The sequence below is a fragment of the Pseudomonas sp. Larv2_ips genome, assembly GCF_963879675.1.
Lineage (GTDB): Bacteria > Pseudomonadota > Gammaproteobacteria > Pseudomonadales > Pseudomonadaceae > Aquipseudomonas.
The window spans coordinates 62,600-76,979 of sequence record NZ_CAWOAW010000027.1; the positions used below are offsets into that span (position 1 = coordinate 62,600).

The 14,380-nt window shown below is 62.1% G+C and carries 15 protein-coding genes; 8 read left to right on the forward strand and 7 right to left on the reverse strand.

Annotation, left to right across the window (positions count from 1 at the left end; translation table 11 throughout):
• Positions 1-13 precede the first annotated feature (13 nt).
• Positions 14-433: a polyribonucleotide nucleotidyltransferase gene (locus AACV02_RS17260; RefSeq protein WP_106579351.1), complete on the reverse strand. Its 420-nt coding sequence runs from the start codon at positions 431-433 to the stop codon at positions 14-16.
• Positions 434-687: 254 nt separating this feature from the next.
• On the opposite strand from AACV02_RS17260, the gene hrpB reads away from it, so the two are divergent.
• Positions 688-3,195, forward strand: coding sequence for an ATP-dependent helicase HrpB (gene hrpB, locus AACV02_RS17265; protein WP_119740922.1), 2,508 nt, complete (start codon positions 688-690; stop codon positions 3,193-3,195).
• 137 nt (positions 3,196-3,332) lie between these two features.
• Here hrpB and AACV02_RS17270 read toward each other — a convergent pair whose 3' ends face one another.
• Complete coding sequence (locus AACV02_RS17270) at positions 3,333-4,421, reverse strand: endonuclease/exonuclease/phosphatase family protein (RefSeq protein WP_119740926.1); 1,089 nt, start codon at positions 4,419-4,421, stop codon at positions 3,333-3,335.
• Between the two features lie 39 nt (positions 4,422-4,460).
• Positions 4,461-5,120, reverse strand: a complete 660-nt coding sequence (locus tag AACV02_RS17275) for a YciC family protein (protein WP_119742768.1) — start codon at positions 5,118-5,120, stop codon at positions 4,461-4,463.
• Between the two features lie 180 nt (positions 5,121-5,300).
• Between AACV02_RS17275 and AACV02_RS17280 the strand changes: the two genes are divergently transcribed.
• The 3 genes from AACV02_RS17280 (at position 5,301) to AACV02_RS17290 (ending at position 7,314) form a co-directional block, all read left to right on the forward strand.
• Positions 5,301-6,068 carry a DUF2076 domain-containing protein gene (locus AACV02_RS17280; RefSeq protein ID WP_119740928.1) on the forward strand — a complete coding sequence of 256 codons (768 nt, stop codon included), beginning with the start codon at positions 5,301-5,303 and terminating at the stop codon, positions 6,066-6,068.
• Positions 6,069-6,196: 128 nt separating this feature from the next.
• Positions 6,197-6,673, forward strand: a complete 477-nt coding sequence (locus AACV02_RS17285; protein WP_119740929.1) for a LabA-like NYN domain-containing protein — start codon at positions 6,197-6,199, stop codon at positions 6,671-6,673.
• Positions 6,674-6,702: 29 nt separating this feature from the next.
• A complete protein-coding gene (locus AACV02_RS17290) occupies positions 6,703-7,314 on the forward strand; it encodes a 3'-5' exonuclease (protein ID WP_106579327.1) in 612 nt (203 codons plus the stop codon).
• Positions 7,315-7,454: 140 nt separating this feature from the next.
• Here AACV02_RS17290 and AACV02_RS17295 read toward each other — a convergent pair whose 3' ends face one another.
• The gene (locus tag AACV02_RS17295; protein ID WP_119740931.1) at positions 7,455-7,751 is read right to left on the reverse strand and encodes a DUF6124 family protein; all 297 of its coding nucleotides are present in this window, start codon (positions 7,749-7,751) and stop codon (positions 7,455-7,457) included.
• Positions 7,752-7,985: 234 nt separating this feature from the next.
• Between AACV02_RS17295 and AACV02_RS17300 the strand changes: the two genes are divergently transcribed.
• Positions 7,986-8,249, forward strand: coding sequence for an acyl carrier protein (locus AACV02_RS17300; protein WP_119740934.1), 264 nt, complete (start codon positions 7,986-7,988; stop codon positions 8,247-8,249).
• Positions 8,250-8,368: 119 nt separating this feature from the next.
• On the opposite strand, the gene AACV02_RS17305 is transcribed toward AACV02_RS17300, so the two are convergent.
• Positions 8,369-8,830, reverse strand: coding sequence for an Lrp/AsnC family transcriptional regulator (locus tag AACV02_RS17305; RefSeq protein WP_106579324.1), 462 nt, complete (start codon positions 8,828-8,830; stop codon positions 8,369-8,371).
• Positions 8,831-8,990: 160 nt separating this feature from the next.
• On the opposite strand from AACV02_RS17305, the gene yedA reads away from it, so the two are divergent.
• Positions 8,991-9,887, forward strand: a complete 897-nt coding sequence (gene yedA / locus AACV02_RS17310; RefSeq protein WP_106579323.1) for a drug/metabolite exporter YedA — start codon at positions 8,991-8,993, stop codon at positions 9,885-9,887.
• A gap of 48 nt (positions 9,888-9,935) precedes the next feature.
• Positions 9,936-11,273, forward strand: coding sequence for a DEAD/DEAH box helicase (locus AACV02_RS17315; protein WP_119740936.1), 1,338 nt, complete (start codon positions 9,936-9,938; stop codon positions 11,271-11,273).
• A gap of 122 nt (positions 11,274-11,395) precedes the next feature.
• Here the strand turns inward: AACV02_RS17315 and AACV02_RS17320 are convergent, their stop codons facing one another.
• Both AACV02_RS17320 and AACV02_RS17325 read right to left on the reverse strand, forming a co-directional pair.
• Positions 11,396-12,622 (reverse strand): TIGR03862 family flavoprotein, encoded by a 1,227-nt coding sequence (locus tag AACV02_RS17320; protein WP_119740938.1) that lies wholly within the window; start codon positions 12,620-12,622, stop codon positions 11,396-11,398.
• A 170-nt stretch (positions 12,623-12,792) separates the two neighbouring features.
• Positions 12,793-13,713, reverse strand: coding sequence for a histone deacetylase family protein (locus AACV02_RS17325; RefSeq protein WP_106579320.1), 921 nt, complete (start codon positions 13,711-13,713; stop codon positions 12,793-12,795).
• Positions 13,714-13,788: 75 nt separating this feature from the next.
• Here AACV02_RS17325 and AACV02_RS17330 point away from each other — a divergent pair, with 75 nt between their 5' ends.
• Positions 13,789-14,358 carry a GNAT family N-acetyltransferase gene (locus AACV02_RS17330; protein WP_106579319.1) on the forward strand — a complete coding sequence of 190 codons (570 nt, stop codon included), beginning with the start codon at positions 13,789-13,791 and terminating at the stop codon, positions 14,356-14,358.
• Positions 14,359-14,380 lie beyond the last annotated feature (22 nt).

Below are 14,380 nucleotides of genomic sequence, written 5' to 3' on the forward strand. Positions count from 1 at the left end.
GCGGGTCGAATCCTTAAGCGGCGGGCTGCAGGCCCAGGGAGGCGAGTTGCTGCACGCTGCCCTTGAACTGGATCATGCGCGGGTCATCCAGCGGCAGGGTGCGGCCGGTTTCCTTCTGGATGATGGTTTGCAGCTTGGCGTTATCGACCTTGCCGTCGGCGCCGATGGCTTCGTGCAGTTTCTCGGGTGCGACTTGAGCCGTTTTGCCGGGCTCGAAGTAAATCGCGCCGGTGGCGAAGTCCACGCCGAATGCGATCAGGCCGGGGATCACGTAGAACAGCAGGCCCACGGCGTCGAGCACGGCAATCGCCGGGTCGATCTTGCCGTCGATCTGGCCACGGCGGTCCGGGTAGAAAATCGAACCGCAGGCGGTCAGTTGGCTCAGCAGGGTGACGGCGAGGACACCGCCGATGACACGGGAAGCGATACGCATGAAAACTCTCCTGAACACGGTTGATACGAAACTATAAGCCAGATCTACCGGACGACGACTATCCAATGTGGGAGCGGGCTTGCCCGCGAAGACGGCGTGTCAGTCAATACATGTGTCGACTGATACACCGCCTTCGCGAGCAAGCCCGCTCCCACACTTAACCGCGTTACCCGTGGGATTGGGCGGTCTCGTTGAGACCAGCACCGGCATCCGGCAGTTCGCCGTTATACTCGCCACTCTGCTTTGGAGCCAGTATGAATTCGTTGCCGATCGATGATGTTTTACCCGCCCTGCGTGACGCCTTGGCGATTCGCCATGAAGCCGTGCTGGAAGCGCCGCCCGGCGCCGGTAAAACCACCCGCGTGCCCTTGGCCTTGTTGAACGAGCCATGGCTGGCCGGGCAGACCATCCTGATGCTCGAACCCCGACGCCTGGCCGCGCGTGCGGCCGCCGAACGGTTGGCCAGCGAGCTGGGCGAAAAGGTCGGCGAAACCGTCGGCTATCGCATCCGCCTCGACAGCAAGGTCGGGCCCACTACGCGTATCGAAGTGGTCACCGAAGGCATCCTCACCCGCCGCTTGCAGGACGACCCGGCGCTGGAAGGCGTGGGCCTGCTGATCTTTGACGAATTCCACGAGCGCAGCCTCGACGCCGACCTCGCGCTGGCGCTGAGCCTGAATGGCCGCGATCTGTTTCGCGACGAACAACCGCTGAAAATCCTGCTGATGTCCGCCACCCTCGAAGGCGAACGCCTGTCCGGCCTGCTGGATGACGCGCCGATCCTGCGCAGCGAAGGGCGCATGTTCCCGGTGCAGATGCGCTGGGGCCGCCCGTACCAGGCCGGTGAATTTATCGAGCCGCGCGTGGTGCAGACCGTCCTTGAGGCCGTGCATGACGAGACCGGCAGCATTCTCGTGTTTCTGCCGGGGCAGGCCGAGATTCGCCGGGTTAATCAACAACTGGCCGACGCTTTGGGCGATCGCCCGGATGTGCTGCTGTGCCCGCTGCATGGCGAGCTTGACCTCAACGCCCAACGCGCCGCCATTGACCCGGCGCCCGTCGGCAAACGTAAAGTGGTACTGGCCACCAACATCGCCGAGACCAGCCTGACCATCAACGGCGTGCGCGTGGTGATCGACGCCGGGCTGGCGCGGGTCCCGCGTTTCGACCCTGGCAGCGGCATGACCCGCCTCGACACCCAGCGCATCTCCCGCGCCAGCGCCACTCAGCGTGCCGGCCGGGCAGGGCGTCTGGAGCCGGGCGTGTGTTATCGGCTGTGGTCCGAAGACCAGCATGAAGGCCTGGCGGCGTATGGCAGCGCGGAAATCCTCGCCGCCGACCTTGCCGGGCTGGCCTTGCAATTGGCGCGTTGGGGCGTCACGCCCACGCAACTGGTGTGGCTGGATGTGCCGCCGACTGCCGCGTATGCCCAGGCTCAGGATTTGCTCGTGCGTCTGGGTGCCTTGAACGACGACAAACTCACCGCCCATGGCCAGAAGATGGCCGAGTTGCCCGCGCATCCGCGTATCGCCCACCTGTTGCTGCGCGGTCAGGACCTGGGGCTCGCGGCCACGGCGTGTGATGTCGCCGCGCTGTTGGGCGAGCGTGACATCTTGCGCGGCGCCGGTGCCGATTTGCACAGCCGGCTGGCGCTGATGTCCGGTGAAGAGCGTGCGCGAGGTACCCAAGGCGGCGTGCAGCGCGCCAAGCAACTCGCCCGGCAATACCGCAGCTATTTAAGAGGCCAGGCGACTCAGGCGGTGTCCGATCCCGATCACCCGCGCTGGCTCGGCGCCTTGCTGGCGCTGGCCTACCCGGACCGTGTCGCCCAGCAACGTCGCCCCGGCGGTGCCGAATACCGCCTGGCCAATGGCCGTGCCGCGCTGTTCGCCGAGGCCGACAGCCTGATGAAACAAGCGTGGCTGGTGATCGCCGACCTCGGCAGCCGTCAGGGCCAGCGCGAAGAGCGCATCTACCTCGCGGCCGACTTCGATCCGGCGCTGTTCGACACAGTGCTTGCCGAGCAAGTGCGCAACGTCGACCAGCTCGATTGGGACGAGCGCGAAGGCGTGCTGCGCGCGGAGCGTCAGCGCAAAGTCGGCGAACTGGTGCTCAGCCGCGAACCGCTGACCGGCCTCGACGAGTCCGCGCGCAGCCAGGCGTTGGTCAACCTCGTGCGCCGCAAAGGCCTGGAATTGTTACCGTGGACGCCTGAACTGCGCCAATGGCAGGCCCGCGTCATGCTGCTGCGTCAGCTGGACGCCGGCAAAGCCAGTGAATGGCCGGATATCAGCGACAAGGCTTTGCTCGCCAGCCTGGAGCATTGGTTGATGCCCTACCTCGGCAAAGTCTCGCGCCTGAGCCACTTCGCCAACCTGGATATTTCCAGTTTCCTGCACAACCTGTTGCCCTGGCCGCTGCCTCAGCGCCTGGACGAGCTGGCGCCGCAGCACGTGAAGGTGCCCTCGGGCTCCTCGGTGCGTTTGGACTACAGCGAGCAGCCGCCGATTCTGGCGGTGCGCTTGCAGGAATTGTTCGGGCTGGCGGACACGCCGCGCATTGCCGGTGGGCGCCAGGCAGTCAAGCTGCACCTGTTGTCTCCGGCGCGCCGGCCGGTGCAGGTGACGCAGGACTTGGCGAACTTCTGGCGCAGTACCTACGCCGAAGTGAAGAAGGATTTGAAAGGAAGATACCCCAAGCATTACTGGCCGGACGACCCCTTGGTGGCCGAACCCACCGCCCGGATCAAACCCCGCAAGTAGGTCGTGTGCAGATCAAATGTGGGAGCTGGCTTGCCTGCGATACAGACGACTCGGTCTATCGGGTTCACCGCGGTGATGCTATCGCAGGCAAGCCAGCTCCCACACAAGCCAGCTTTCCACAGAGTGTTAAGTGTGGGTTATTGCGCGGCGGGGAGCAGGAACCGGGCGATCACGGGTAGGTGGTTGGAGATACGCAGTGTGTCTTCTTGCCGTACTTTGGCCTCTACCCGCTTGATCCTTGGGCTGTAGAACAAATAATCCAAGGTCCGATCCGGCCCATCCACACTCGGGTCATTGGGGAAGTGCGTTAGCCACTTCGCCCGGTCAATCCCGCTGGATTCACTGTTACTGGGGATCATCGGGTATTTATCCCACAGCAGGTGCAGCTCGCTGTCCGGCGAATACTGCCCGCGCTTGCCCGCGTCCAGGCGCAGGAATTGCCCCAGCGGCAGCAAGTTGAAATCCCCACCAATCAACCACGGCGTGCCACGGCCTTCGAACTTGTCCAGCAGCTTGACCGTGGCTTTTACCTGCTCCTGCACCGCTGAACGCCCAGGCTTATCGCCGTCCAGCCGGGTGTTGAGCACGGCCAATTGGCCACCATCGCTCAACGGCAAGTAGGTCAACAATAAGGCGGGTTTGGGTTGGAACTGGCGACTGATGAAGTTGGCCGGAGACACCGGCAGTTGCAGGCGTTCGGCGTGTTCGATCTGGTAGCGGCTGAGCGTCACCAGCTTGCGGCCGACGCTGCCGAAGATATGCAGGCTGGGCACAAAGTCGGCTTTCCAATCGAAGGCCTGGGCGCTGCACGGGTAGAGATCGACCAAGCGTTCCTGCAGCAGGGCGATCTGGTCCTGGTAATGGGAGGGCTTGGCGTTTTCGTCGAGTTCCTGCAGCAGCAGGATGTCGGGTTGTTCGTCGCGGATCACCCGCGCCACTTCGTCGAGGCTGGAGGCCATGTCTTCCACGGTAGGGCGATCATCCGGGCCGTTGCCGTCGGCGGTGTCGTACCAGAACACATAGTTCTTGCCCGCCAGGTATTGCACATTCCAGGTCATGACCTTCAGCGCCTGCCCGGGCAGCAGCGTTGGCGCACGCGGCGCGACGCAGCTTACTGGCAGGGTTTGTTTGTCGACGGGGCGCCAGGTCAGGCTGTAGATCAGGGCGGCGAGCAGGCCCGCGATAATCAGCAGGCTCAACAGGGTGATGCGCAATAAACGGGTCATCGGCTCGGCTTATGGCGTTTCAGGAGTGGCAGGAGCATATCACCGCGCGTCGGCATCGCCACCGATCAGCATGAATAAACGGAACAGCACCACGCTGGTAAACAGCTGCAGGAAGCTGTGGGCGCTGTCGATCAGTACGCCCAGCAGCGGCGCAGGGTCAGGGTAGGCCGCCACGCTGGCGCCTTTGAGCAGCCACAGCGGCGTCATCACGCACAGCAGGCACACCAGGATTCGCCAGAAATGCCCACGGGTCAGGCGAAAACTTTCCTTCATCGCCTCCAGCGCCGACATACCGCGTAACACCAACAGGTACTCGGCAAACGCCAGCACCACCATCAGCCACAGGCCCGGCAGGAAATACAGCGACAAGCCCAGCAGGATCAGCAAGGTGCTGATGGCCGTGAGCAGCGCGAAACGCGGCCACAGGGTCAGTGCCATGGCCCACACGTCTTTGGTCCGCGGCGACTCCCCACGGGTGCGCGCATCCAGAAACAGGATCAACGCGCCGGTGTACAGCGGGTACACCAACAGCCCCACCACCACGCTGTAGCCGGGGAAGGCGTCCGGGCCCAGCGTGTGATCGAGCACTTGTTGCAGCAGGGCTTCGAGAATCACCAACGGCAGGCACAGCTGGACGATAGCGCCCAGATTGCGTTGGGTGAAACGGAAGGAGTCGCGCAAAACGTCTAACGGATTCATCAGGTTCATCACAGGCCGAAAAGCAAGGCCCATACTTTAACCGATCATGACGAAAGGTAAGCAAACGTAAACCTTGCGTAAAGACCATTGAAACGTCTGGTAACAACCCCATAACTAGTGTGTAGCTCGCCTGATCACAGGCGGGCCCATGATTTTTACCGGCAATCTAACGAGGTCGCCATGAACAGCGAAGAGCAAACCCTGATCGATGGACTGTTTTCACGGCTGCAGCAAGCCGAAAAGGACTCAGCCCCCCGCGACGCCCTGGCTGAAGCGCGGATCAAGGAGCACATGACTCGCCAACCGGCCGCCGGGTACTACATGACCCAGTCGATCCTGGTGCAAGAACACGCGATCAAGAGCCTCGACGCGCAGAACAAGCAACAGGCGCAGCAGATCCAGCAGTTGCAGGATGAGTTGCAGCAGGCCAAGGCTCAGGCAGCACAGCCGGCGCCGAGCAGTGGCGGTTTTCTGTCGAGCATCTTTGGCGGCGGCTCCCGTGATCCGCAACCCGCGCAAACTGCGCCGGCGGCTTCCGGTGGCGGCTGGCGTGAGCCTGGGCGGCCTTCGTTCGGCCAGCCTGCGCCGCAGCAAAACTACGGCGCGCCGCAGCAAAACTATCAACAGCCCCAACAAGCGCCCGCAGCACCGATTGGCAGTGGCTTTCTCGGCGGGGCGTTGAAAACCGCTGCCGGCGTGGCCGGTGGTGTGATGCTGGCCGAAGGCATCAGCAGCTTGTTCAACCACAACTCGCAACAGCCGCAAGTGGTGGAAGAAATCATCCGCGAAGAACCGGCGCCCGCCAGTGATAACGGCAATTGGGGCAACGACGACCAGAAGTTTGCCGGCAATGACAGCTGGGGCAGCGACAATGCCTCGGACAGCTTCGCCGACAGCGACTATGGCGACGATTCCTCCTCGTTTGGCGACGACGATTCCTTCGTCTGACCCGCCTTCAACCGGGGCGCTTCGTCGCCCCGGGCTGATTTTTCGCTGAAACTTTCCCATGGCTGGCATACTGGCGCCTTTGCGGGCTCTCACGTCCGAGGTCCAAGTGGCAACCATGGGGAAGTGCGGTGAAGAAAATTGCGGTGTTCGCCGATGTACAAAACCTCTACTACACCGTGCGCCAGGCCTACGGTTGCCACTTCAATTACGCCGCCCTGTGGGCTGACATCAGCGCGCGGGGGCAGATCGTCGAAGCCTATGCGTACGCCATCGACCGTGGCGACAGCAAGCAGCAGCAATTCCAGCAGATCCTGCGCAACCTGGGCTTCACGGTAAAACTCAAACCCTACATCCAACGCAGCGACGGCTCGGCCAAGGGCGACTGGGACGTGGGCATCACCCTCGACATCATGGACGCCGCCGACCACGTCGACGAAGTGGTGCTGGCCTCCGGCGACGGTGATTTCGACATGCTGCTCGAGCGCATCATCCAAAAGCATGGCGTCGAAGCCGTGGCCTATGGCGTTCCGGGGCTGACGGCCAACTCGCTGATCCGCGCCGCCAGCCGCTACGTGCCGATCGAAGGCGCGCTGCTGCTTAAATAAGTCAATTGTCAGACGGAGTTGGAACAGGTTTGGAACGTATAGCGGTCATCGACTTTGAAACCACCGGCATCACCCCGAGCAGCCACTGCCGGGCCACGGAAATCGCGGTGGTCATCCTTGAACGCGGCCAGATCGTGGACCGCTACCAGAGCCTGATGAATGCCGGTGTGCGTGTGCCGGGCTTTATCGAACAGCTCACCGGCATCAGCAACGCCATGCTGCGCAGCGCGCCACCGGCCGAGCGCGTGATGAACGAAGTGAATGAATTCGTCGGCACCACGCCACTGCTGGCGCACAACGCCGCGTTCGACCAAAAGTTCTGGGATTTTGAGCTGGGCCTGATCCGCCGCACTCGCCTGCAAAAATTCGCCTGCTCGCTGCTGCTGGCCCGCCGCTTGATGCCGTCGGCGCCGAACCACAAACTCGGCACGTTGAATTCATTCGCCCAACTGCCCCACACCGGCAAGGCTCACCGGGCGATGGCAGATGCCGAAATGGCAGCTAACTTGACGGCGCACCTGGCCGAGCAACTGCGCGGTACGCATGGGTTGCGCGAACTGTCCCACGACCTGCTGTGCACCTTGCAGAAAGTGCCGGCAGCGAAGATCAATGAGCATCTGAAGAAGCACCGCGGGTTCTAAACCGACCACACCCCATAAGAATACTGAAGATCAAATGTGGGAGCGGGCTTGCCCGCGACTGCAGTGTGTCAGCCGCCGGATCAATTGACTGATACACCGCCTTCGCGAGCAAGCCCGCTCCCACAGGGGTTATGCCGTGTTCATCGAGGCTGCACGCATTCCAACGCCCGACCCACCAGTTCTTTCGCCATCCCCACCAAATGCATCACCGCCCGCTGTTGTGCATTCATCGCCCCAGCCGACACGTGCGCCGTCTCCACCGCGCAATGCAGCAAGTCGGCTGCATGCGCGAGCGCGTTTTCGAAGCTCAGGTTGTCGTTCAGAACAAAGTTGGGCGCATCCGGGGCGGAGGCTTTGAGGTAGTAGTCGATGGCTCGCCGGTTGAGCAGGGCGTCTTCGCTGAGGAAGTTGGGTGGATCGGGGGTAACTTTGACGATGGTGAAACGGGATCCACGTCGGCTCCAGCAAAACGACGAACCTGGCGAGCCTTATTGGAATGCGCTTTTTCCCTCGTAAGCTGATCAGGCAGCCAACAGCGGCCAGGTTGGCAAAAGCAACGTTTGGCACCGTCCGCGTATTTGGCATTATTGGACGGGGCATTCCCTTCGTTGCTGTGGGGCTGGCTATTTTTGACCTGATCAGTATTGGCAAGTGTGCCTATGAGGCGAGAAATGGAAGGTAGCCCGACCCGAGCCGAGATCTGCGAAAAGGTGATTCAGCTGTTCGTCGATATCATTGGTTTTATCGACCGAAGCCAAGTGACGGATCACACGGATTTCATCCATGACTTCACGATCATTGATGACGATTTGACCTGCTTCGGTATGCAGATTAAGTGGCAATTCAACCTGCAGGCGACTCAGGAAGACTGGGATCACATCACGACCATCAAGCAGGTTGTCGAGTTGATTGCTCAGCGCTCAAGTCTTCGTTGAAGCAACTGACGCCATCGCAGGCAAGCCAGCTCCCACGGTTGACCGAGTCGCCAGGGCTGGATGCCATCTACTGTGGGAGCTGGCTTGTCGGGGCGCCGCATCGCAGCGATGACGGTGTATCAGCCGCCATTTTTCCCATTGCGTTCCAACTGCCCCAACGGCACCCGCCGCGCTATCGCGCTCGACAAAATGATCGAGGTCTTGCTGAACCCGAACTTAGCCACCCGGTTGATCAGGTTCTCCAGCTCCGGCATCGAGCCCACGGCCGCCTGCATAATCACGCACGGGTCGCCTGTTACCCGGTGGCATTCGGTCAGCTCGGGGATTTCCGCGAGGGCGTCGTAAACCTTTTGGCTGCCATTGTTGGTCAGGCGCAGCTCTATCGTGCATTGGATCGGCAAACCGATTTTCGACAGGTCGACCTTGGCCTGATACCCGGTGATCACCCCGCTGGCTTCCAGCTTGGCCACGCGCTCGGCCACGGCGGGGGCGGAGAGGTTTACGGTGCGTGCCAACTGCGCATAGGACGCGCGGCCATCCTCGAGCAGGGCGCTGAGGAGCATGCGGTCGTATTTGTCCATGATAAGGCTCCGGTGATGCGTGGCTTTCGAATACACGGGTTATAGCCTTCAGAACCATGTTTTGAAAAGTGTATGGGCGCTTTAAACAGGTTTTGTAACTTATGTTCAGCGTGCTGCCTTTTTAGAATAAGCCTCCAATATTCTGCCGCAGAGCTACCCAATGCCTGGCCCACGTCGCTTTCCCTTACCGTTGATTGCCGCTTTTTTTGCGCTGTATGTGATCTGGGGTTCTACCTACCTGGTCATTCGAATCGGCGTGGAGTATTGGCCACCGCTGATGCTGGGCGGGATTCGATTCCTGGTAGCGGGGTTGGTGATGTATGGCTATTTGCGCTGGCGCGGGGCGCCTGCGCCGACGTGGGTGCAGTGGAAGGCCGCGGCCAAGATCGGCGTGTTGCTGCTGACCTTTGGTAATGGCGCGGTGACGGTTGCCGAGCACACCGGCGTTGCTTCCGGCGTGGCCGCGTTGGCGGTGGCGACGGTGCCGTTGTTCACGTTGCTGTGTGGGTATTTCTGGGGCGCACGCAATACGCGCCTGGAGTGGGCCGGCGTGGTGCTGGGGATTATCGGCATCGCCATGCTCAACATGGGCTCCAACCTGCAGTCGAGCCCGACCGGGGCGATGTTGCTGCTGTTTGCCGCCGCCTCCTGGGCCTTCGGCTCGGTGTGGAGCCGGCACTTGCCGCTGCCGGCCGGCGCCATGGCCAGTGCGGCCGAGATGATCATCGCCGGTGCCTTGCTGCTGGTGGGCAGTGCGCTGACCGGTGAGCGCCTGCATTCAATCCCGCCGATTGAAGGCTGGCTGGCCTTGGCTTATCTGGCCGTGTTCGGCTCGATCATCGCCTTCAATGCCTATATGTACCTGCTCAAGCATGTACGCCCGGCAGCGGCGACCAGCTATGCCTACGTGAACCCGGCCGTCGCGGTGTTGTTGGGTATTGTGTTCGTCGGCGAGACCATCGGCATGGAGGAAGCCTTGGCGATGCTGGTGATCATCAGCGCGGTGTTGCTGATCAGCCTGCCCCAGTGGCGAAAGCCCAAGCCGGAAATAAGGTAAACTGCCGCGCATTACGCCCTTGCGCTGAATTTTTCCTACGGTAAACACATGACTTTCGCCACACTTGGCCTGATCGAACCCTTGCTGCGCGCCCTTGAGACGCTTGGCTACCAGACCCCGACGCCGGTGCAGGCGCAAGCCATTCCGGCGGTGCTGGCCGGTCGCGACCTGATGGCCGCGGCCCAGACCGGCACCGGCAAGACCGCAGGTTTCGCCTTGCCGCTCCTGCAACTGTTGACCATGGAAGGGCCGAAAGTCGCCGCCAACTCGGCGCGTGCGCTGATTCTGTGCCCGACCCGCGAGCTGGCCGAGCAGGTTCACGCCAGCGTCGCCGAGTACGCCCAACACCTGCCGCTGACCACGTACGCGGTGTACGGCGGCGTGAGCATCAACCCGCAGATGATGAAGCTGCGCAAGGGCGTCGACATTCTGGTCGCCACGCCTGGCCGCCTGATCGACCTGTTCCGCCAGAACGCGCTGAAGCTCAACCAGTTGCAAACCCTGGTGCTGGATGAAGCCGACCGCATGCTCGACCTGGGCTTCTCGGAAGAACTGGCGAACATTTACCGCATGCTGCCGAAAAAGCGCCAGACCTTGCTGTTCTCCGCGACCTTCTCCGATGAAATCCGCTCGCTCGCCGGGCAGATGCTCAACGACCCGCTGAGCATTGAAGTCAGCCCGCGCAACGTCGCCGCCAACACCGTGAAACAGTGGGTGGTGCCGGTGGACAAGAAGCGCAAGGCGGAGCTGTTTGTGCACCTGATGCGCAAAGGTCGCTGGAAGCAGGTGCTGGTGTTTGCCAAGACCCGTAACGGTGTGGATGCGCTGGTAGACAAGTTGCAGGGCCTGGGCATCAATGCCGATGGCATCCATGGCGACAAACCGCAAGCAACCCGCCAGCGTGCGCTGGACCGCTTCAAATCCAGCGAAGTGCAGATTCTGGTAGCCACCGACGTGGCAGCCCGTGGCCTGGACATCGAAGACTTGCCGATGGTGGTCAACTTTGACCTGCCAATCGTGGCCGAGGACTACATTCACCGTATCGGTCGCACCGGCCGTGCGGGCAACACCGGCGAGGCGATTTCGCTGGTGTGTGCCGATGAGGTGAACATGCTGTCGGCTATTGAGATGCTCACGCGTCAGACCCTGACCCGCAAAATGGAGCCGGATTTTGAGCCGGAGCACCGTGTGCCGGACACCGATGCCAGTGGGCAGGTGGTGAAAAAACCGAAAAAGCCGAAGAAGCCAAAGACGTCGGGCGGTGGCGGCGGTAAGCGCAATTTGGGTAAGTGGGTGGACAGTGGGGACGTAGCGCCGGCTGAGCCGTCGATCAAGCCGGTGCGCAAGGTGCCGGTTTTCAACACTGGGCCGCGCAAGAAGAAGTGATTTTGCGGCGCTGCTGATGGCCTCATCGCAGGCAAGCCAGCTCCCACATTTTGAATGTATTCACAGCTCAAAATGCGGGAGCTGGCTTGCCTGCGAAGGCGGCTTTGAAGTGGCCACAGACCTCAGCGCTTAAGCCATTCCAACATTCCCCGCCCAGCCGCTCTGCCGCTGGCAAAACACCCGGTCAGCAAATAGCCGCCCGTCGGCGCTTCCCAATCCAGCATCTCCCCGGCGCAAAACACGCCTGGCAATTGCTTGAGCATCAACCGCTCATCCAGTGCCTCAAAGGGCACACCCCCCGCCGTGCTGATGGCTTCATCCATCGGCCGGGTTTTCACCAGTGTCAGCGGCAATGCCTTGATATCCACCGCCAGTTGCGCCGGATCGTGGAAGTGTTCCGCAGGCGCCAGCTCACGCAACAGGGCCGCCTTGACCCCGTCCAGGCCCAATTGGCTGTGCAAGTGCTTGCTCATCGAGCGCGAACCACGCGGCTTGGCCAGTGCAGCCTGGACCTTGTCCAGCGGCTTGCTCGGCAGCAGGTCGATATGCACCGTGGCTGAGCCATCGCGATTGATCGCTTCACGAATCGGCGCCGACAGCGCGTAGATCAAGCTGCCCTCGATGCCCATGGCGGTGACCACGCATTCCCCCAACCGAGGCTTGTCATCTGCCACGCCGATGGCGACGTTTTTCAACGGCGCGCCGGCGAATTTGCTCACCATCAATTCGCTCCAGGCTGACACCTCAAAGCCGCAATTGCTCGGTTGTAACGGCGCGAAGGGCACGCCTTTGTCTTCCAGCAACTTGAGCCAGGCGCCATCGGAGCCCAGGCGCGACCAGCTGCCGCCGCCCAGGGCCAGCAACACCGCATCGCTGTGGACCGTTTTTTCGCCGTCCGAGCTGTGGATAAGTAAACCGCCGTCGGCCGTCCAGCCCAGCCAGCGATGCCGGGTGTGGATAACCACGCCTTGATCGCGCAGGCGTTTGAGCCAGGCGCGCAGCAGCGGGGCGGCTTTCATGTCGGTAGGAAACACGCGGCCGGAAGTGCCGACGAAGGTTTGTATGCCCAGCCCATGAATCCACTCGCACAACGCCTCGGCACCAAAGGCTCGTAGCAGCGGCGCCATGTTCGGCGCGCGTTCGGCGTAGCGCGACAGGAACGCCGGGTACGCCTCGGAGTGGGTGATGTTCATGCCGCCCACACCCGCGAGCAGAAACTTGCGGCCCACTGACGGCATGCCGTCATACAGGTCTACCCGCACGCCCGCCTGGCTCAGGACTTCAGCGGCCATCAGCCCGGCTGGGCCGCCGCCGATAAGAGTGACGTGTCGAGAAGGGTGCTGAGGCATGGGCAAGGCTACGGTCGTTGAATAGGCCGAGCATTCTACCCGACGGCAGCGTGGCTGCCTGATCAAAAAACGTACACTTTCCTACAGGCCATACGGCTGTGCGCTTTCAGGCGCTTACGCTCAAGTTATCCACAGGCCGTTCCACAGGCATTGTGGGTAACGCGCACAGTTCAATGACACCCTGATGACGTCCACACCCGCTGAGCGCTGTGGTGCAGGATGCCGTGGCGGCGGGCCAGGGCCGGGCGGTCTTTGCTGTAGCCGCCACCGATCACGCCCATCACCGGGATGTCGCGGCCCAGGCAGTGGCGCATCACGCTCTCGTCGCGGGCGGCAACGCCTGCGTCTGTCAGCTTGAGGTAACCGAGGGCGTCGTCCTTATGCACATCGACACCGGCGTCGTACAACACCAGGTCAGGCTGGTAGAGCGGCAGCAGGTAGTTGAGCGCGTCGTCCACCACCTTGAGGTAATCGGCATCGCCCATGCCCATGGGCAGCGGGATGTCCCAGTCGCTCTGAGCCTTGCGTGCGGGGAAGTTCTTTTCACAGTGCAGCGACACGGTGATGGCATCCGGCGTGTCGTGGAGGATGCGTGCAGTGCCGTCGCCCTGGTGCACGTCGCAGTCGAAGATCAGCACGCGGTTGACCCGGCCGCTGGCCAGCAGGTAATGGCTGATCACCGCCAGGTCATTGAAGATGCAAAAGCCGGCGGGGTAATCGTAATGGGCGTGGTGGGTGCCGCCCGCCAGGTGGCAGGCCAGGCCGTGTTGCAGCGCCTGTTCGGCCGCGAGGATCGAGCCGCCGACCGCGCGCACGGTGCGACGCGCCAGGGCTTCGTTCCACGGCAGGCCGAGGCGCCGTTGGTCTTCGCGCGACAGCTCACCGCTCATGTAGCGCTCGATGTACCCCGGTTCATGCGCGAGGGCCAGAATCTGCGCCGGGCATACCTCTGGTCGCAGCAATTGGCTGTCCTCGGTCAGCCCGCTGTCCACCAGGTGGTCGCGCAACAGGCGAAACTTGTCCATGGGAAACCGGTGGTCTGCCGGGAACTCAGGGCTGTAGTCATCGTGGTAGATCAATGGCAATGGCATGGGATTTTCTGACGGGAACCTGCGAAGGATCTTACCAGCGCTGTACACTCACGCACATGGCAAGGGAGGGGACCCATGGAGCCGATACTGGAATTGGAAAGCGCGCGCTTGCTGCTGCGCCAATGGCGCGACAGCGACCTACCGGAATTTGCGCGCATGTGCGCCGACCCGCAGGTGATGCGTTATTTCCCGGCCAAGTTGAGCCACTTGGAAAGCGCGGCGTTGATCGGCCGGATTCGCGGGCATTTCGCTGAATACGGCTTTGGCCTGTGGGCCTTGCAGCGCAAGGACACCGGCGAATTTATCGGCCTGACCGGGCTGCTGAATGTCAGCTTTGAAGCGGACTTTACCCCGGCGGTGGAAATCGGCTGGCGCCTGGCCCGCGAACATTGGGGGTTGGGGTACGCCAGTGAGGCGGCGTGGACCGCGCTGCGGTGTGGTTTTGACCGACTGCAGCTGGATGAAATTCTCGCCTTCACCACCGAAACCAATCTGCCATCACAAAAAGTCATGCAGGCCATCGGTATGCATTACGATCCCCAGGCAGATTTTGAACACCCCAAGGTCGCAGCCGATGATCCGCTGCGCCATCATGTTTTGTATCGCATCACCCGCGCCCAATGGTTGGACACGCTGCACGGATAAGCAGCCCGGAATGCCCTCTCGA

Excerpts from the sequence above, each read along its gene's own strand:
- AACV02_RS17270 (WP_119740926.1), bottom strand. The coding sequence starts at position 4,421 with ATGACCCGTTTATTGCGCATCACCCTGTTGAGCCTGCTGATTATCGCG.
- AACV02_RS17280 (WP_119740928.1), top strand. The coding sequence starts at position 5,301 with ATGAACAGCGAAGAGCAAACCCTGATCGATGGACTGTTTTCACGGCTG.
- AACV02_RS17305 (WP_106579324.1), bottom strand. The coding sequence starts at position 8,830 with ATGGACAAATACGACCGCATGCTCCTCAGCGCCCTGCTCGAGGATGGC.
- AACV02_RS17320 (WP_119740938.1), bottom strand. The coding sequence starts at position 12,622 with ATGCCTCAGCACCCTTCTCGACACGTCACTCTTATCGGCGGCGGCCCA.
- AACV02_RS17260 (WP_106579351.1), bottom strand. The coding sequence starts at position 433 with ATGCGTATCGCTTCCCGTGTCATCGGCGGTGTCCTCGCCGTCACCCTG.
- yedA (WP_106579323.1), top strand. The coding sequence starts at position 8,991 with ATGCCTGGCCCACGTCGCTTTCCCTTACCGTTGATTGCCGCTTTTTTT.
- hrpB (WP_119740922.1), top strand. The coding sequence starts at position 688 with ATGAATTCGTTGCCGATCGATGATGTTTTACCCGCCCTGCGTGACGCC.
- AACV02_RS17300 (WP_119740934.1), top strand. The coding sequence starts at position 7,986 with ATGGAAGGTAGCCCGACCCGAGCCGAGATCTGCGAAAAGGTGATTCAG.
- AACV02_RS17330 (WP_106579319.1), top strand. The coding sequence starts at position 13,789 with ATGGAGCCGATACTGGAATTGGAAAGCGCGCGCTTGCTGCTGCGCCAA.
- AACV02_RS17275 (WP_119742768.1), bottom strand. The coding sequence starts at position 5,120 with ATGAATCCGTTAGACGTTTTGCGCGACTCCTTCCGTTTCACCCAACGC.
- AACV02_RS17325 (WP_106579320.1), bottom strand. The coding sequence starts at position 13,713 with ATGCCATTGCCATTGATCTACCACGATGACTACAGCCCTGAGTTCCCG.
- AACV02_RS17315 (WP_119740936.1), top strand. The coding sequence starts at position 9,936 with ATGACTTTCGCCACACTTGGCCTGATCGAACCCTTGCTGCGCGCCCTT.